The sequence below is a fragment of the Klebsiella sp. JB_Kp031 genome (assembly GCF_040064295.1).
GTDB classification, from domain to species: Bacteria; Pseudomonadota; Gammaproteobacteria; order Enterobacterales; family Enterobacteriaceae; genus Klebsiella; species Klebsiella quasipneumoniae.
Genome location: NZ_JBEAJW010000038.1, coordinates 288,774 through 307,097 on the forward strand (window position 1 = coordinate 288,774; position 18,324 = coordinate 307,097).

15 protein-coding genes are annotated in these 18,324 nt (G+C 35.6%); 14 read left to right on the forward strand and 1 reads right to left on the reverse strand.

The window, feature by feature from the left end; all coding sequences use genetic code 11:
* The first annotated feature begins 49 nt into the window (after positions 1-49).
* From ABLV64_RS18510 to ABLV64_RS18550, 9 genes are all read left to right on the forward strand, one after another.
* Positions 50-1,186, forward strand: coding sequence for a polysaccharide export protein (locus ABLV64_RS18510; protein ID WP_065878383.1), 1,137 nt, complete (start codon positions 50-52; stop codon positions 1,184-1,186).
* A gap of 1 nt (position 1,187) precedes the next feature.
* Positions 1,188-1,622: a protein tyrosine phosphatase gene (locus ABLV64_RS18515; protein WP_074440949.1), complete on the forward strand. Its 435-nt coding sequence runs from the start codon at positions 1,188-1,190 to the stop codon at positions 1,620-1,622.
* Positions 1,623-1,639: 17 nt separating this feature from the next.
* Positions 1,640-3,799, forward strand: a complete 2,160-nt coding sequence (locus tag ABLV64_RS18520) for a polysaccharide biosynthesis tyrosine autokinase (RefSeq protein ID WP_065878385.1) — start codon at positions 1,640-1,642, stop codon at positions 3,797-3,799.
* Between the two features lie 96 nt (positions 3,800-3,895).
* Positions 3,896-5,323, forward strand: a complete 1,428-nt coding sequence (gene wbaP, locus ABLV64_RS18525) for an undecaprenyl-phosphate galactose phosphotransferase WbaP (protein ID WP_032442098.1) — start codon at positions 3,896-3,898, stop codon at positions 5,321-5,323.
* A gap of 23 nt (positions 5,324-5,346) precedes the next feature.
* The gene (locus ABLV64_RS18530) at positions 5,347-6,480 is read left to right on the forward strand and encodes a glycosyltransferase (RefSeq protein WP_065878387.1); all 1,134 of its coding nucleotides are present in this window, start codon (positions 5,347-5,349) and stop codon (positions 6,478-6,480) included.
* Positions 6,470-7,639 (forward strand): glycosyltransferase family 4 protein, encoded by a 1,170-nt coding sequence (locus tag ABLV64_RS18535; protein WP_080828075.1) that lies wholly within the window; start codon positions 6,470-6,472, stop codon positions 7,637-7,639. Before ABLV64_RS18530 ends, ABLV64_RS18535 begins: the two co-directional genes overlap by 11 nt.
* 14 nt (positions 7,640-7,653) lie before the next feature.
* Positions 7,654-9,153: a lipid II flippase MurJ gene (locus ABLV64_RS18540; RefSeq protein WP_227680678.1), complete on the forward strand. Its 1,500-nt coding sequence runs from the start codon at positions 7,654-7,656 to the stop codon at positions 9,151-9,153.
* A complete protein-coding gene (locus ABLV64_RS18545; protein WP_049110280.1) occupies positions 9,150-10,340 on the forward strand; it encodes a glycosyltransferase in 1,191 nt (396 codons plus the stop codon). The genes ABLV64_RS18540 and ABLV64_RS18545 overlap by 4 nt, the downstream gene beginning before the upstream one ends.
* Positions 10,341-10,351: 11 nt before the next feature.
* Positions 10,352-11,488 (forward strand): glycosyltransferase family 4 protein, encoded by a 1,137-nt coding sequence (locus ABLV64_RS18550; protein ID WP_157846416.1) that lies wholly within the window; start codon positions 10,352-10,354, stop codon positions 11,486-11,488.
* A gap of 77 nt (positions 11,489-11,565) precedes the next feature.
* Here the strand turns inward: ABLV64_RS18550 and ABLV64_RS18555 are convergent, their stop codons facing one another.
* Positions 11,566-12,579 carry a hypothetical protein gene (locus ABLV64_RS18555; RefSeq protein ID WP_348843005.1) on the reverse strand — a complete coding sequence of 338 codons (1,014 nt, stop codon included), beginning with the start codon at positions 12,577-12,579 and terminating at the stop codon, positions 11,566-11,568.
* Between the two features lie 62 nt (positions 12,580-12,641).
* Between ABLV64_RS18555 and ABLV64_RS18560 the strand changes: the two genes are divergently transcribed.
* The 5 genes from ABLV64_RS18560 to ABLV64_RS18580 all read left to right on the forward strand — a co-directional run.
* Positions 12,642-13,859 carry an O-antigen ligase family protein gene (locus ABLV64_RS18560; RefSeq protein WP_177343900.1) on the forward strand — a complete coding sequence of 406 codons (1,218 nt, stop codon included), beginning with the start codon at positions 12,642-12,644 and terminating at the stop codon, positions 13,857-13,859.
* A gap of 39 nt (positions 13,860-13,898) precedes the next feature.
* Positions 13,899-14,873, forward strand: a complete 975-nt coding sequence (locus ABLV64_RS18565; RefSeq protein WP_227680679.1) for an acyltransferase family protein — start codon at positions 13,899-13,901, stop codon at positions 14,871-14,873.
* A 162-nt stretch (positions 14,874-15,035) separates the two neighbouring features.
* On the forward strand, positions 15,036-16,196 hold the full coding sequence (locus tag ABLV64_RS18570; RefSeq protein ID WP_080828082.1) for a glycosyltransferase family 4 protein: 1,161 nt from the start codon (positions 15,036-15,038) through the stop codon (positions 16,194-16,196).
* Between the two features lie 118 nt (positions 16,197-16,314).
* Complete coding sequence (gndA, locus tag ABLV64_RS18575) at positions 16,315-17,721, forward strand: NADP-dependent phosphogluconate dehydrogenase (protein ID WP_000043543.1); 1,407 nt, start codon at positions 16,315-16,317, stop codon at positions 17,719-17,721.
* 242 nt (positions 17,722-17,963) lie between these two features.
* A partial coding sequence (locus ABLV64_RS18580; RefSeq protein WP_348843003.1) for a sugar phosphate nucleotidyltransferase occupies positions 17,964-18,324 on the forward strand: 361 nt, incomplete at its 3' end.

Here is an 18,324-nt window from a genome sequence, read left to right on the forward strand (position 1 = left end):
ACAGCTGCTCAGGAATTGGCAAATCTTGATTTACTGATGATGTGACATTATGAAGAAAAAACTTGTTAGATTTTCGGCATTAGCGTTGGCAATTGGGTTTTTATCGGGTTGTACGATTATCCCCGGTCAGGGATTAAACAGTCTACGGAAGAACGTAGTGGAGCTCCCGGACAGTGACTACGATCTGGATAAACTGGTCAATGTGTACCCTATGACTCCTGGGCTTATCGATCAGCTTCGTCCAGAGACCGTTCTGGCGAGACCTAACCCACAATTAGATAATTTGCTCCGAAGCTATGAATATCGCATCGGGGTCGGCGATGTATTAATGGTAACTGTTTGGGATCACCCGGAGCTGACAACACCTGCAGGTCAATATCGTAGCGCCAGCGACACAGGTAACTGGGTTAATTCAGATGGTACAATTTTCTATCCATACATTGGAAAGCTTCAGGTTGCGGGTAAAACATTAAGTCAGGTACGGCAAGATATCGCCAGTCGATTGACTACTTATATTGAAAGTCCGCAGGTTGATGTAAGCGTTGCAGCATTTCGATCGCAAAAAGCCTATGTAACAGGTGAAGTAGTTAAATCCGGTCAGCAGCCAATAACGAACATTCCATTAACTGTCATGGATGCGATAAATGCTGCAGGAGGACTTGCACCTGATGCCGACTGGCGTAATGTAGTATTAACTCATGATGGTAAGGATACAAAAATATCATTATACGCTTTAATGCAAAAAGGCGATTTGTCTCAAAATCATCTTTTATATTCTGGAGATATTCTGTTTGTGCCTCGTAATGACGATCTAAAAGTGTTCGTTATGGGAGAGGTAGGAAAACAAAGCACCATGAAAATGGATCGCAGTGGGATGACCTTAGCTGAGGCGATTAGCAATGCAGAAGGTATGTCTCAAGCATTTAGTGACGCTACAGGAGTGTTTGTAATTCGCCAGCTGAAAGATGGTAAGAATGGTAAGATTGCGAACGTCTATCAACTAAATGCTCAAGATGCATCCGCCATGGTTTTAGGAACTGAATTTCAGTTACAACCATATGATATCGTGTATGTAACGTCTGCACCAATTGTCAGATGGAATAGAGTTATATCTCAATTGGTACCAACAATTACTGGGGTACATGATATGACTGAAACTGCTAAATTTATAAGAACTTGGAATTGATATGTTTGATTCAATTCTTATCGTCTGTACAGGTAATATATGTCGTTCTCCGCTTGGGGAGCGTTATTTAAGAAATGCTCTGCCGGATAAAAAAATAGATTCTGCAGGTACTAGGGCATTAGTTGATCATGAAGCCGATTCAGCAGCTCAAAGAATTGCACAGCAAAATGGATTATCATTAGAAGGCCATAAAGCTAGGCAGTTCACATCATCCCTAGCCAGAAATTATGATCTAATTCTTGTCATGGAGCGAGAACATCTTGATGAAATTTCAAAAATTGCACCCGAAGCTCGAGGGAAGACAATGCTATTTGGGCATTGGTTAGGACAAAAGGAAATTCCCGATCCTTATCGTAAAAGTGAAGAAGCTTTTGCTTTGGTGTTTCAGTTAATCGAAAATACAGGTCAGCGCTGGGTTGAAAAACTAAGCGGTTAATAATCAGGAATCATTGCATGTCTCCAGTACTTAAACATAACGTCACAAAAGATACGGATGAAATAGATATAGGCCGAATAATCGGTGAATTAATTGATCATAGAAAACTTATTATTTCTGTGACTGCATTATTCACCGTACTGGCCTTAGTATATGCGCTTTTTGCGACACCAATATATAAAGCTGATGCTTTAGTACAGGTCGAGCAAAAGCAAGGTAATGCTATTTTAAGCAATCTTAGCCAAATGCTTCCAAATAGCCAACCAATGTCAGCTCCTGAAATTGCTCTTTTACAGTCAAGAATGATTTTAGGCAAAACGGTCGACGATTTGAATCTACAGTCAAAAATTGAACCAAAATATTTTCCTGTTTTTGGGAAAGGTTTATCGAGGCTGATGGGCGAAAAAATTGGTACATTAGAAATAACAAGATTATATATTCCAAGAATTGATGATGAGGCATCCGAATTAGAAATAGAAGTCAAAGATCAATCGCATTATTTTGTTAAATATAATAATAAAGTTATAGAAGGAACTGTTGGAAAACCAATAGATGAAGAAGGGGTTTCACTAAAAGTTTCTGAAATCTCAGCAAAACCAGGCAGTAGATTCACCGTCAAATATGTAGATAGACTAAAAGCAATTTCAGACTTACAAGATGTATTTACAGTAGCCGATCAAGGAAAAGATACTGGAATTCTTACACTTTCTTTAACGGGTGACAACCCAATTCTCATTCGCAAAATTGTCGATAGTATTGCACAAAATTATTTGTCACAAAATATTGCACGACAAGCTGCGCAAGATGAAAAAAGTTTAGAGTTTCTGAATATACAGCTGCCAAAGGTTCGTAAAGATCTAGATATTGCAGAAGATACATTAAATCAGTACAGAAGACAAAAAGACTCGGTAGATCTTTCTCTTGAGGCTAAATCTGTGTTAGAGCAGATAGTTAATGTTGATAATCAACTCAATGAATTAACATTCAGGGAGTCTGAAATATCACAACTATATACGAAAGAGCATCCAACCTATAAAGCCTTACTAGAGAAAAGGAAAACGCTGCAAGACGAAAAAGAAAAATTGAATAAAAAAGTTTCAGCTATGCCAAAAACTCAACAAGAAATATTAAGATTGAGTAGAGATGTTGAGTCGGGGCAGGCTGTTTATATGCAATTATTAAATCGACAACAAGAGCTTAATATTGCAAAATCAAGTGCAATTGGTAATGTTAGAATTATTGATACAGCCATTACACAAACTAAACCAGTAAAGCCAAAGAAAATACTAATTGTCTTGATCGGAGTGTTTCTGGGATTTGCTGCTTCAGTAGGAATAGTATTATTACGAGTGTTTTTAAGACGTGGGATTGAGAATCCGGAGCAACTTGAAGAGTTAGGCATTAATGTATATGCGAGTATACCTGTGTCTGAAACATTCGCTAAAAGAATGGTTCAAACGCCATCTTGGAAAAAAAATCGAAATAAAGATACTTATGGTTTTCTAGCGATTGAAAACCCAGCTGATCTTGCAATTGAAGCAATTCGAGGTTTAAGAACTAGTCTTCACTTTGCAATGATGGAGGCTAGAAACAATGTATTAATGATTTCTGGAGCTAGTCCAAATGCTGGTAAGACGTTTGTTAGTACAAACTTAGCTGCAATTATTGCGCAAGCAGGAAAAAAAGTTTTATTAATAGACACAGATATGCGTAAAGGCTATACCCATAAATTATTTGAAGTTTCAAATGAATATGGGCTCTCTGATTTTCTATCTGGTAAAAATGATTTACCAAAGTCAGTAAAAAAAATAAAGAATGTAGAATTCGATTTCATATCTCGTGGAGTTGTTCCTCCTAATCCAGCTGAACTGTTGATGCATAGACGATTTGGCGAGTTAATTACTTGGGCGAGCAATAATTATGACATTGTTATATTAGATACACCACCTATACTAGCTGTTACCGATGCAGCCATCATTGGTCATTATGCTGGAACAACTTTGCTAATAGCGCGATTTGAACAAAACACGCCCAAAGAAATTGAAGTGAGTTATAAGCGTTTTGAGCAAAGTGGCGTGATTGTTAAAGGCTGTATTCTTAATGGTGTTGTCAAAAAGGCAAGTAGTTACTATGGCTATGGTTATAATCATTATGGATATTCATATAAAGATTCTTAATATGTGATTTTTAAAGCCGACATTTATTGTCGGCTTTACAGTTATTAACAATAAGTAAAAATTAATATTATAAAACTCAATTTGCGAGAAAATAATATGACACCATTTGGGCGGAATTTTATAGTAAGCATTACGCTTGCTATCACAGACTTAATAAGCTTTATTATATCGCTTTATCTGGCGATTGGTATATTAAATCTTACGGCAAGTAATTCTTTTGAATCCATACATGTTAACCAAATAAAAGGATGGGTTTTTCTTCACTGGATTCTTGCATTTTGTTGTGTTGCTTGGTACTCAGTCAGGCTTAGACATTATTTTTATCGTAAAACGTTTTGGTTTGAATTGAAAGAGATATTACGGACTTTAATTATTTTTGGTGTTATTGAAATAGCCGTAATGGCTTTCACAACATGGTCATTCTCTAGATTCTTGTGGATTTTGACTTGGGTTTTTGTATTGCTGCTGGTGCCTGTTTTTCGCATGACAGCCAAGCGTATTCTCGATTCATTAGGCCTGTGGCGGCGCGAAACTTGGATCATAGGTAATGGTCCAAATGCGCAGGAGGCTTTTAAAGCAATAAGTAGCGAGAGAAATCTGGGGCTTGAAATAGTCGGCTTTATTGCGAGCGATGATCATGAAACAAACAAATCGATTATTAACAATATACCAGTCTTACCAAATGATATAGAATGGCTAAAAAATAAAAATAAAAATACCCAATTTATCGTTGCTGTTGAATCTTCACAAAGTGAAATAAGAAATACATGGCTACGGAATTTTATGATTAAAGGCTATCGCTACGTATCAGTCATACCAACACTGCGTGGTATGCCTTTGGATAGCACAGATATGTCGTTTATTTTTAGCCACGAAGTTATGATTTTCAGAGTTCAGCAAAATTTGGCAAAATTGTCATCAAGACTTATAAAAAGAATATTTGATATCATAGGCTCAATTTCAATAATAATTTTGCTTTCGCCAATATTAATCTATATCAGTCGCAAAGTTAAAGAAGATGGTGGACCAGCTATTTATGGCCATGAGCGAATCGGGAAAGGCGGGAAACCTTTTAAATGTTTAAAATTTAGATCGATGGTTATTAACTCAAAGGAAGTTTTAGAAGAACTTCTTTTGAAGGATATAAATGCAAGAAAAGAATGGGAAGAAACTTTTAAATTAAAGAATGACCCTAGAGTTACTAAAATTGGGGCTTTCTTGAGGCGTACTAGCTTAGATGAATTGCCCCAGCTATTTAATGTACTGAAAGGGGAAATGAGTTTAGTAGGGCCAAGACCTATCATTACTGCAGAATTAGAACGCTATAATGAAGAGGTTGATTATTATCTTCTTAGTAAACCAGGGATGACGGGACTATGGCAGGTAAGTGGGCGAAGTGATGTTGATTATGAAACCCGTGTCTATTTAGATGCATGGTATGTTAAAAACTGGTCGATGTGGAATGATATTGCAATTTTATTTAAGACTATTGGTGTTGTTTTAAAGAAAGATGGTGCTTACTAACTTCTATTACATTAAAGAAAAATATGAAAAAAATTGCGATTTTTAGAAACCAACTATTTAAAAACTCTGAATCTTTTATAACAAATCAGGCAAATTCAATTGTCAATTATAATGTTGTTTATTTAGGTAGAAAAAGATTAGGGACAAATTCTTCTAATAATATGGATATGGTTATTTCGGATCTGAAGGGGAAATGTATTAGAGAAAAAGAGATATGGAATGTTGTCTTTAATGATCCTTATCCATACTTAAGATTGGTTAAAGACCTAGAGCTGCATTTAATACATGCGCATTTTGCAATTGATTCGTTGTATGCATTACCTCTAGCAAAAACGTTAAAAATACCACTAGTAACAACACTTCATGGATTTGATGTGACAACAAAAAGAATGGATTTTTTACGTTCAGGTTCTCCGTCTTGGATAAATTATAGTCTTTATTCAGAGAAATTAAAAAATAATGGTGACCTGTTTTTATGTGTTTCTGATTACATAAGAGAAAAGGCTATTTCAAATGGTTTTCCAGAAGAAAAAACCATTAAGCATTACATTGGTATAAAAATAGACCACAATTTTGTTGATTCAAATAAAGACAGAACAATATTACATATAGCTAGATTAGTTGAAAAAAAGGGGACTACATATCTAATTGATGCGATAAAAAAGATTGAAAATCATTTAGATGGGTTTGTTGTCAATATTGTTGGTGATGGTCCTTTGTTTAACGAATTAAAAGGGAAAATTGAAAGTCTTGGTCTTGATAGACACATCAAGATGTTAGGGGAAATACCGCACGAACAAGTAATGAATCTTGTCAAAACCTCTTCAATGTTAATTGTGCCAAGTGTAACAGCAAAAAGTGGTGATTCAGAGGGGCTGCCAACGGTTATTCTGGAAGCCTCTGCTAACCAAGTTCCAGTTATAGGTACATATCATGCAGGGATACCTGAGGCTATTAGAGATGAAGTAACGGGTTACCTTATTGATGAAAAAGATATTAACGCATTGGGAGAAAGGATTAAATTTTTAATTCAGAATGAAAATTTGAGAAATACTTTAGGCAAGAATGCTCGAAATTTGATGTGTGAAAAATTTGATCTTGATAAGCAAAGCTTTTTATTAGAGCAGGAATATGAAAGGTTAATCAATGAAAAATGAAATTATTATCCTTACGCGTTCACTTCCTATGCATAATATAGGGGGGATGGAGGTTGTATGCTGGGATTTATGTTGTGCATTGGCAAATAAAGGTTACCAAATTACAGTGCTCACAACTGTGTTACCTGAGGGGGCAAGATATGATAATATTCATGGGCATTTAAAGGTCGTTCCAATTAGTAACACTATAGCAGGGAAATATAATAAAGCATGGTGGGTTGGAACAGCCGAATATCTTCGTAGTAATATGGGAAGGAATATCCATGCTGTAATAAGTATCAGTGCTGCTGGTTTTTCTTGTTTGAAATATAAAAATAATTTTAAAAATACAAAATTTATAATGCAAGCACATGGTACATCTTATGATGAGTTTGTTTCAAAGATGAAATCATTTTCATTAAAGAAATGGTGTGCATCGGTTAAAAATATTTTATGGTTTTTTAAAGATAGTTTTGCATATAATAAATTTGATTATATTGTTGCGATAGGTGATTCTGTCGAAACTAGCATGAAAAAAGCACCTACAGCTAGAATTGTTAATGCTAATAAAGTTATTAAGATTGAAAATGGTATTGACACTGATTTATTTAAGTACAGCAAGGCTCTAAAAGAGAGAATACTTAGTAAGTTAGATATTGATAAAGATGCTTTTATTGTTGTTTCAGCATCAAGACTTCATTTAGAGAAAGGAGTAGATAATAACCTATCAGCATTTAAAGCCTTTAACAATAAAGTTGAAAATTCCTATTACCTCATTTGCGGTGATGGGCCCGAACGAGATAACTTGGAAAAATTAGCAAGAGACTTTGGAATTGAGCAAAATGTTATATTCCTTGGGGCTCTAGAACGGAAAGAATTAGTCGAAGTTCTTTCGTGTGCAGATGCGTTCTTATTTTTAACTAAACGTGTTGAAGGATTACCTTTAAATGTTTTAGAGGCTATGAGTGTAGGTATACCTGCTATAATTTCTAAACATTTAACGTTTGCTGAGTCTGGTAAGTTAAAAAAAGTTGACACTAATAACTATAGCGAAGTTTCCAATTTGCTAATTACGTTGTTTAAATCTAAATCTGATATTAAAGAGTCTTATATTGAAGAAACAAATACACTAACATATGCTGTGGATAAATATTGTCAGATAATTAATGATAAACATTGAATGATGACTAAAAAATGAAAAAAGCTATAGGCCAAATTCTTAGCGGAAATGTATTGTCTAAAGGGTTAGGGCTCTTTAGAGAAATTTTGATGTCCAAATATTTTGGAACTGGCGAAATCAATGGTGCATATCGGATTGCACAGTCCGGAACGCTTGTACCAATTAATTTTATGATTAGCGACAGTTTAAACTCTGCCTTTATTCCTTTATATAAAAAATATTTATTAGAAAATACTGACAAAGCTGAAACATTTAAGTGGTGTATTTTTTTATTGTTTGTGATTATGTCATCATTTTTGTTTATTGTTTTATACTTATTTTCTGGATTTTGGGTTGATGTGCTTGCTCCTGGTATAAACGAATCAACAAGACTGATATCGATTAACTTACTTAAAATAATGGCACTATGTTGTCCATTTTATCTGTGCTCGGCATTAATGAACTATGTTTCAATGGCTCATAATGATTTCAAGCCAATGTCCATGAGGAATCCAGTTCAAAATATAGGCATGCTAATTGGTGTGTTTATAGCATATTATTTTGAAAAGGTTGAATTCTTAGCTTGGGGCTTTACGGGAAGCTATATTTATTTTTTTATGTGGTCGCTGGTTCGAAAAGATTCAAAAAAAATAATAATGCTGCCTGCAAAGTTTGAGTATGTTGAAATTAAAGGTGTAATAGGCGATTTTTGGTCGATTTTAAAACCCTTATTATTATTGCCTCTTCTTTTACAGGGGAATATTACATTAGAAAGAGCATTGTCATCATTAGTCAGTTTAGAGGCGGTATCATCATTAGACTATGCTAAATTTGTAACTGAAACAGTTGTGTTTTTTTTATCAGTTCCTGTCGCTTTTGCGGGCTTATCTGCTTGGGTTGGTTTGGATACCAATATCGTTAAAAGAAAACTCGAAGAGTTATATACAATTTTAATTGTTTTGGGGTTTTCTGTATCTGGGTTTCTATTTTTTTATGCTGAAGATATTATAAAATTATTATTCCAGCGAGGCGCATTTAATCAGCATTCAGTAGAGGTAACTTCCGATTATTTGCGTGGTATGTGTATTGGTCTCTGGGCACAGGTCATTGGTTACATTTTTCTAAAAGCGTTAAGCGCGCAATTGAAAAATAAAAAAGTATTATTCTCAATGGCAATAGCATTATTTGGTAATGCTATTTTTAATTTATTGACTTATTCGACTTATGGTGCTTTAGGCATAGGACTAGGTTGTTCAGTGTATGGCATATTACTTCTTTTAAGCAGTGCTTATTTTATGGGGATACACAAAATTTTATTCTATCCCTTCATTAAACTTTTATTAGGTATGATGGTTTATTATATCTTGATTTATTCTTTTTTTTCAAATTCTGGTCTGACAGGTCTGGTAATAGTAGATTTGGCTTTTAATGGATTGGTTTACTTATTGTTCTTTTTTGTGTGGTGTATGATTTTTAGAGATATTAGAAATAAATTTGTGAATGTATTTATATCTAAAAAAAGGGGGGGGAAATGAATAATCGGGATAATTGTGACGATATTGTTGTTCTGTCCACTGCAGATTGGGATAATCCTTTTTGGACCAATAAACAACATGTTACCGTCGAATTGGCGCGGCGAGGGCACAGAGTCTTATATATTGAATCCTTAGGGCTTAGGCAACCATCTGTCAATAAAAAAGACATCACACGAATCTTTAGAAGGGTGATGAAAGCGTTGAAACCACCTAAGAAAGTAAAAGATAATATTTGGGTATGGTCGCCGCTATCAATACCTTTTAATAAATACGCGATCATTCGTAAATTAAATAAAGTGCTACTTTCTGGCATGTTACGATTATGGTCCATTACGTTGGGTTTCAAAAAACCCATCTTATGGACATATAATCCTTTGACTTCAAATTTTTTAGATCTTAACAGATTCAAATTCAAAGTTTATCATTGTGTTGATGAAATAAAGGCTCAACCAGGAATGCCAGTCTCAATCCTAGAGACAGCGGAAGAGATATTAGTTAAAAGCTCTGATTTAACTTTTGTCACCTCTCCTACTTTATTGGAAAGCAGAAAAAAATGGAGTGATAACGTTTACTATCATTCTAACGTAGCAGATTTCGAACATTTTTCAAAAGCTTGCAGTCAAGATTTAATTGTACCTGATGATATATTATGTTTACGTAAGCCTGTATTAGGGTTTATCGGTGCTATCAGTAGTTATAAGGTGGATTTTGAATTATTAAATTATATTGCTAAATCCTGCCCTAATTTATCGATAGCTTTAATTGGTGATATAGGCGAAGGAGATCCTTCGACTAATACGAGTTTGATAAATCAAGTAGAAAATATACATATATTAGGTGCAAGGCCTTACGAGTTATTACCTAATTATCTAAAAGGTATGGATATTGCTCTACTTCCTAATAACATAAATGAATATACAGCATCGATGTTTCCAATGAAGTTCTTTGAGTATCTCGCAGCAGGGAAAAACGTGGTTAGTGTCGATTTGGCTTCAATTCAAGAGTTTTCCGATTATTTAAAAATTGCACACTCAAAAGAGGACTTTGTCAATAAGATTCAAGAAATTCTTGCTGGCGATGGTTTCTCTGTACAACATTTGCACAAATTAGCAAGCGAATACACGTATAAATCACGAACAGATAAGATGTTTGAATTAATTAATACTCATTTAAAAAAGACAAATTAATGGAGGTAGTTTTGTTAAAATCAAAACCGATAATCGTACAAATCTGCCGTGATGCAACTGATACCGGAGGTGGACGCGTAGCTCTTGAAATTAGTAAATATTTTGCATTGAGTGGATATAAAGTAATTATTATTACTGATACAATATGTGATGCTAATATTCATGATGTATCTTTTCAATATACATCAATGGGGCAACTCTTAAAGGATTGGAAAGCTGGTAATAAAATTACTAAAACACTTAGACATCTGTTACAACTAGTAGTTTTTATGTTTACGTCTTACTTTGAACTAACCAAAATAAAAGATAAGAAAATAACAATTAATCATAATCTTGAATCACTAGCTGGCGATGTTTATGTAATACATAATGTTTTCAATTATGAAAACAAAAATAAGCCAATTTTAAAGCGTTTATTGCGTTGGTTTAACCCGGTTTTTTTTATAAGGGCTGGAAGAGAATACCTTCTGTTGCGTTTAGCCTATGATAAAAAAATAATATGTGTTTCTGAGCAGACATTAAGTGAAGCTAGGGCATATTGCCCTAGTAATTCTAATTTGTGTTATATAAATAATGGTGTGAACGCTGATTTTTTTTCTTACAAAAATAGATTTCTTAAACAAAAAGAATTCAATTTGATTTTTGTTGGTCATGAGTTTGAACGTAAAGGTTTGGAATATATAATAAAGAGTCTTTCATTAGTTCCTGAATATATCAAGTTATATATCGTAGGTGGGGCTGGAAGTTCGCGAAAAAAATATGAAGAATTAATTGATGAACACAATTTGCAGGGACGAGTTATATTTAAAGGAACTATACTTGGTCAGGACTTGGTTACACTTTACCACAGGTGCGATTTGTTTGTATTACCCAGTAAATATGAAACTTGGGCTTTAGTAGGTTTAGAAAGTATGTCTTGTGGGTTACCAGTTCTCATGACAAATGTGGGAGGGATTCCTGAATATTTAAAAGATGGCCTTAATGGTTTTTTTATTACTCAAAATGAAAAAGATATTGCTGAAAAAGTAAATGTTATTTCAAGCAATAAAGAACTTTATGAGCAGATGTCTGCTAATGCAAGGCAAACTGCGTTAAAGCATTCTTGGAATGCTTGCGCTCAAAAATATTTAAATGTTATAGAACAGTAAAAATATAATTTAGATTAAATTTACATTCCGATTTTTTTTAATTTTTATCGAGCTCCTTCTTCGGAGCTCGTTATTTCTTACAAACAATTATTGGATTTTATCCCAACATATGCCGGCTTTTTCAAACCGTTGTATTTAACCAAACCAAATCCTGATTCTGTGTCATAAATATTACTTGATGCATCATTGAGTTCGTATATGATAATTGCTGATATTCCAGCCTTTTTAGCATCGCATATTGCATTATTAATAAATTGCTTTTGAGTTTCTTCTGATATACCCTGAGGTGAGTTGCTGGTACTCCACCCAATTTCAGTAATAAAGACAGGCTTATCTTTGAAACTCCCTTTTCTTATAAAATTCATTGTGTACTGAATTTGCTTTTTATAGATTTGATAGTTTGAAAAATATCCTTTCCTGTATGCTGTGTACGGATGTATAGCAATAATGTCTGTAAAATGAGACATGTCATCAGTTAAATAAGTATTTATAAAGTTCCTCGAATCTATACCAAGTGTTTTATTAAATGCAGCCGCAGAAAATGAAGATGTTATTACCTTTATTTCAGGCTCTTCTTTCTTTATCGCTGTATATGTTGCTTTAACGAGTTTTTTATAATCTTCAACTTTTCCTGGTTTTGTGTTTCCAAGATTACTATCCCACTCATTCCATATTTGGTAATAAAATATTCTGTTTTTATAGTAATTTACGACGTATGTAGCATATTTTACGAAGGCATCAATTGATTCATCCGTTATAGGTTTATCGCCATTGTTGTAATATTTATTCCCATAATCTAATATTATTATTGGTTGTATGTTGCTCCGTAACAATAAATTGATTTTAGCATCCACATCTTTCGGTATTTGATAATTGCCTTTTGTTGATTCTACTAGTCTCCAGGGTAAATCCATGCGAATATATTGCATCTTTAAATCTTTTGTTAAAATAATAGATTTTTTTGTTTGATCAATGTTTTGATTTATAATGTGTGAATTAACACCTAACGCAATATTTTGAGCAAATAGAACCTGCGGAGTTATAAATGCAACTAAGAATAATCCACTTTTGACACTTTTAAAATTTAACATGATTGCACCTTATTGAAATCGATGGACTACTAATTATGATACTTTCTCGTCAGAAATCGCTAATGTTTCTGCTTTCTGGTTTAATGGTTTTATCATGCTATCAAATATACCTCTTTAGAATAGCTGGTTCATATATACCCATTTCAGCATTATTTATGGCAATGTGTATACCTTTTGTCAAGGTTTTAAAGCTAAAAGACCCACTGGTTGCATTATTCAGTATGTCGCTTATTCTTAACGCTATAAGTATTCTTTGGTCTCCTGTTATTGGTTTATGGGAGTACCAAATGGTTTTTGGTTATATTTTTCTAATCACATACGCCGCATTCAAAGAGATACAAGATACAGAACTTGCTGGTAAGCTGATTAAACTTTTTTTAATGGCATCGGCTGTTAATGGTGTACTGATTGTTATATTTAGATTAAGGCCGGAAATCGAAGCTGTATTTATCCTTAATTTTCTCAACTTCTTTAAAAATCCAGATCGTTTAGGTTTTGATACCTTTTTAAATGTATGGGATGTCGATAAAGCCGGTGGAGTGTTTGATAATGCAAACACTGGAGCTGCATTGCATTTGGTATGTGTAGGTTTAGTTTTATTAATGAAGCCTTTTTTTAGGTCTTTTCCTTTTATTGCTTTATTAATTATTAATGTGTGCGCTGTGTTTTTTTCAGGTTCAAAATCTGCTTTAATAATTCTTGTGCTTAGTAGCCTATTTTCCTTTTCCTTGTATTTTTTAAGACCGGGGTCTAAGGAACGCTCTCTTAGATGGTTTATTATTATAATTCTATTATTTATATCGTGTATTTTACTTTATTACATTAACGATTTTTTAACCTCATCTACTTTTGCTAAAGATACATCTGCAACTTCAGAGGACCGTTTTAATTTAATTTCCTTCGCATATGATATGTTTTGGCAACATCCATTAATTGGATTAGGTTACGGTGGTTGGCAAATAAAAATAGGAATTCTGGGGGCTCAATATGGTGTAAGACCTGATTGGCCACCACATAATAGTATTATCGAAGCATGGGCAACTGCAGGGATATTTAACTCTCTCATTTGCATTTCTATCATAATTATTATTTTAAAAAGGAGTATCATATTTGTTCACAAATCTGAATCAATCCCTTCTATCGGAGGAGTAATTGCTGTTTTAGGAGCAGTAATTATGCCTTTAGGTGATCCGCAACCTTTTTTAGGTACACCACAACTTGCCGCTCCTCTAGGCATCGCATGTTGCTATATATACAGAAAACTACGAGAATTACACTAATTAACCAGCTTAGCTTATCAAATAATTGGATGCCGAATTATGAGACTTCATTATCTGGATTCTTTGAAAATAATTGCTGCTTTTTGTATTGTAGTCGTTCACTCCGGTACTTTTCCAGAGTTTGGTTATCTCGTTGGAGGGTTATTAGAAAATTGTACTCGATGGGCGCTCCCTTTTTTCTTTTTAACTTCAGGATTTATGCTTGGTCTTGCGAGAGAAATTAATCTAGGAAGAAAGGTAAATAAGATTCTCCAGATTCTATTCTGGTCATCTATTATTTATTTGCCTATTATATTTATTAAATCTATTGTTATGCATGACTCTTTTATTGAACGTATTGTAAATCTTCAGACTTTTTTTGGCGGAGTATACTTTCATTTGTGGTTTTTAATTTCTTTAATCGTTGCTTTTCTTTTTGTTAACTATTTTTCCTCCAATCTAAAAATCACTCAGTCTTTGAGCATTTCGTTTGTAATTATCTTGTTATGCTGGATTACGGATTTATTACGATCTTGTGGTATAGGGCATCAAGAATTTTATTTATTCAGATTACTAATGGGTGCTTCATTGGTATACTTAGGGTATTTATATTCCGTTAACAAAGATAGGTTTCATTTTAACCAAACCTTCCTTTTATATATCATAATTTTTGGAATAGTTTCTGTTTTAGCAGAATCATTATTGATGTATTATTTTTTCGGTTCCGAAATTCATGAAAGACAACTTCCAATTGGTGCTGTAATCGTTGCAATTGGTTTGTTGTTATTTGGCATAGGAAGAAAAAAAGCAAATGAAACATTTTTGTCAAAGTGTGGTTCAAAGTATTCGTTAGGTGTCTATTTACTTCATCCATTCATTTTGACATTTACATCTGAATTATTTAAAAGAATCGGGATCCCTTATTCAACTCCAAATCTGCTAATAGCTTTCTTTGGCTCACTTGCAGTTATGATCTTTGTGGAAAGATATTTTTCATGGTTTTATAATAAAATCAATGGAGTTACAGCTAAATAATGTTTTAATGTTTAGTGATTAGATTTTTGCTAGTATTCTACAGTTTTTATGAAATTCATCTTGAATATCACCCTTGATATTTACTGCAATTTAGGTTGCAATGGGTTTTATTTCTAATTACGATATGATGATTTTGGTCTTAATTTAATAAAGAAGGTAAGTATGCGAAATCAAATGAATGTTGGATTGGTTGCTGACTGGCTTGTAACTTTTGCTGGTTCTGAAAAGGTAATTAAAGAATTCATAAATATATTCCCTGATTCAGAATTGTATTCTGTCGTGGATTTTCTATCCCAATCAGATAGAGACTTGTTTTTGGGGAAGTCAGCAACAACAACCTTCATACAAAGACTACCTTTTGCAAAAAGTAAATATCAAAAATATTTACCCCTAATGCCTCTAGCAATTGAGCAACTAGACGTTTCAAAGCATAACGTTATTTTGTCTAGTAGTCATGCTGTTGCGAAAGGAATATTAACTGGACCTGATCAACTACATATTAGTTATGTACATTCGCCAATTCGTTATGCATGGGACCTACAACACCAATACCTACGTGAGGCTAAGCTAGATAAAGGAATTAAGGGGCTAATAACAAAATGGTTATTACATAAAATTAGAATGTGGGATTACAGAACAGCAAATGGAGTAGATCATTTTATAGCTAACTCTAAATTTATTTCGCGTAGAATAAAGAAAGTCTATGGTCGGGATGCAGATGTTATATATCCTCCTGTTAATGTTGATAGATTCAATATTTGTGAGCAAAAAGATGATTATTTTTTCACTGCCTCACGCTTAGTTCCATATAAAAAAATGGATCTTATTGTTGAGGCATTTAGTCAAATGCCGGATAAAAAGCTAGTTGTTATAGGTGATGGTAGTGAAATGTCAAAGATAAAACAAAAGGCGACAAAAAATATCGAGATTTTAGGCTATCAACCTGATGCAACAATGACTGATTATATGAAAAAGGCTAAGGCGTTTGTATTTGCTGCGGAAGAAGACTTTGGTATCACACCTGTAGAAGCTCAAGCTTGCGGGACTCCTGTTATTGCTTTTGGTAAAGGAGGTGTATTAGAGACAATTAAAGGGTTAGAACAAGAGTCACCGACGGGTGTTTTCTTTTATGAACAGAAAGTTGATTCTCTTATAAATGCTGTTCATTTATTTATTTCAAATCAAAATAAAATCGAACCAAAAACTTGTCGTGCCAACTCATTGCGTTTTAGTGAACAAAGGTTTAGAGATGAAATCAATAATTATGTTAATGAAAAATGGCTTCATTTTTCAGACAAAAAAATAAAAGCAACAAGCTACTAAAGAATATATTAATTAAATACTGATTTACTACTTCCGGCAATGAGTACTTTGGGCTAACATTATCATCACATTAAAGCTGCGAACGTGTCGCAGTGACCACACCTGACAGGAGTATGTAATGTCCAAGCAACAGATCGGGGTTGTCGGTATGGCAGTGATGGGGCGTAACCTTGCGCTGAACATCGAAAGCCGCGGTTATACCGTCTCCGTTTTCAACCGCTCCCGTGAAAAGACCGAAGAAGTGATTGCCGAAAACCCAGGCAAGAAACTGGTTCCTTACTACACAGTACAAGAGTTTGTTGAATCCCTCGAAACACCACGTCGTATCCTGTTGATGGTGAAGGCCGGGGCTGGTACTGACAGCGCCATCGATTCCCTGAAGCCTTACCTCGATAAAGGCGACATCATCATTGATGGCGGCAACACCTTCTTCCAGGACACCATCCGTCGTAACCGCGAGCTGTCTGCCGAAGGTTTTAACTTTATCGGTACCGGTGTTTCCGGTGGTGAAGAGGGGGCTCTGAAAGGGCCTTCCATCATGCCAGGTGGTCAAAAAGAAGCCTATGAACTGGTTGCTCCAATTCTGAAGCAGATCGCGGCGGTTGCAGAAGACGGTGAGCCATGTGTCACCTATATCGGTGCTGACGGTGCTGGCCATTATGTGAAGATGGTTCATAACGGCATCGAGTATGGTGACATGCAACTGATTGCTGAAGCTTATGCGCTGTTGAAAGGCGGTCTGGCTCTTTCCAACGAAGAGCTGGCGCAAACCTTCACCGAATGGAACGAAGGTGAACTGAGCAGTTACCTGATCGACATTACCAAAGATATCTTCACCAAGAAGGATGAAGAGGGTAAATACCTCGTCGATGTCATTCTTGATGAAGCGGCAAACAAAGGCACCGGCAAGTGGACCAGCCAGAGCTCACTGGATCTCGGCGAACCTCTGTCACTGATCACCGAGTCCGTATTTGCTCGTTACATCTCTTCGCTTAAAGACCAGCGTGTAGCTGCTTCGAAAGTGCTGAGTGGTCCGCAGGCTCAACCGGCCGGCGATAAAGCGGAATTCATCGAAAAAGTTCGTCGCGCGTTGTACCTCGGTAAAATCGTTTCCTATGCTCAGGGCTTCTCCCAGCTGCGAGCTGCTTCTGACGAGTACAACTGGGATCTGAACTACGGCGAGATCGCTAAGATTTTCCGCGCTGGCTGCATCATTCGTGCGCAGTTCCTGCAAAAGATCACCGATGCTTATGCGCAAAACGCTGGCATTGCTAACCTCCTGCTGGCACCGTACTTCAAACAGATCGCTGATGACTATCAGCAGGCGCTGCGTGATGTCGTGGCGTATGCCGTACAGAATGGTATTCCGGTACCGACGTTCTCTGCCGCAATAGCTTACTACGATAGTTATCGTTCCGCAGTTCTGCCCGCTAACCTGATTCAGGCTCAGCGTGATTACTTTGGTGCGCACACCTATAAGCGCACTGATAAAGAAGGTGTATTCCATACCGAGTGGTTGGAATAATCTTTATATACCACAGTCAGGCCAATTGGCCTGACTGTTAGCTATTGGTAGTTATTCTACAATAATCTGATCAAAGTTATCTTTTTTGCACGTCTTCGTCATTTATCCAGCTCTAATAAAGCAAATTCTTATCTTTTAAGAATTTGCCATATTTATACTTTTGTATACCTATAATAAGCTACTTCTGGCCTCAAAATATATCTGGGTGTTTTATAACAGGGTTTTAATTAAAGGATCTTAATATGTTGCTTCCTGTGATCATGGCTGGCGGTACCGGCAGTCGTCTCTGGCCGATGTCTCGCGAGCTTTATCCGAAACAGTTCCTCCGGCTGTACGGGCAGAACTCCATGCTGCAGGAAACCATCACCCGACTCTCGGGCCTTGAAATCCATGAACCGATGGTCATCTGTAACGAAGAGCACCGCTTCCTGGTGGCCGAACAGCTGCGCCAGCTCAACAGGCTGTCCAACAACATTATTCTCGAGCCGGTCGGGCGCAACACCGCCCCGGCCATTGCTCTGGCGGCCCTTCAGGCCACCCGTCACGGTGACGACCCGCTGATGCTGGTCCTCGCCGCCGACCATATCATCAATAACCAGCCGG

Coding starts and splice junctions, on each gene's coding strand:
- ABLV64_RS18510 (WP_065878383.1), top strand. CDS start 50: ATGAAGAAAAAACTTGTTAGATTTTCGGCATTAGCGTTGGCAATTGGG.
- ABLV64_RS18515 (WP_074440949.1), top strand. CDS start 1,188: ATGTTTGATTCAATTCTTATCGTCTGTACAGGTAATATATGTCGTTCT.
- ABLV64_RS18520 (WP_065878385.1), top strand. CDS start 1,640: ATGTCTCCAGTACTTAAACATAACGTCACAAAAGATACGGATGAAATA.
- wbaP (WP_032442098.1), top strand. CDS start 3,896: ATGACACCATTTGGGCGGAATTTTATAGTAAGCATTACGCTTGCTATC.
- ABLV64_RS18530 (WP_065878387.1), top strand. CDS start 5,347: ATGAAAAAAATTGCGATTTTTAGAAACCAACTATTTAAAAACTCTGAA.
- ABLV64_RS18535 (WP_080828075.1), top strand. CDS start 6,470: ATGAAAAATGAAATTATTATCCTTACGCGTTCACTTCCTATGCATAAT.
- ABLV64_RS18540 (WP_227680678.1), top strand. CDS start 7,654: ATGAAAAAAGCTATAGGCCAAATTCTTAGCGGAAATGTATTGTCTAAA.
- ABLV64_RS18545 (WP_049110280.1), top strand. CDS start 9,150: ATGAATAATCGGGATAATTGTGACGATATTGTTGTTCTGTCCACTGCA.
- ABLV64_RS18555 (WP_348843005.1), bottom strand. CDS start 12,579: ATGTTAAATTTTAAAAGTGTCAAAAGTGGATTATTCTTAGTTGCATTT.
- ABLV64_RS18560 (WP_177343900.1), top strand. CDS start 12,642: ATGTTTCTGCTTTCTGGTTTAATGGTTTTATCATGCTATCAAATATAC.
- ABLV64_RS18565 (WP_227680679.1), top strand. CDS start 13,899: ATGAGACTTCATTATCTGGATTCTTTGAAAATAATTGCTGCTTTTTGT.
- ABLV64_RS18570 (WP_080828082.1), top strand. CDS start 15,036: ATGCGAAATCAAATGAATGTTGGATTGGTTGCTGACTGGCTTGTAACT.
- gndA (WP_000043543.1), top strand. CDS start 16,315: ATGTCCAAGCAACAGATCGGGGTTGTCGGTATGGCAGTGATGGGGCGT.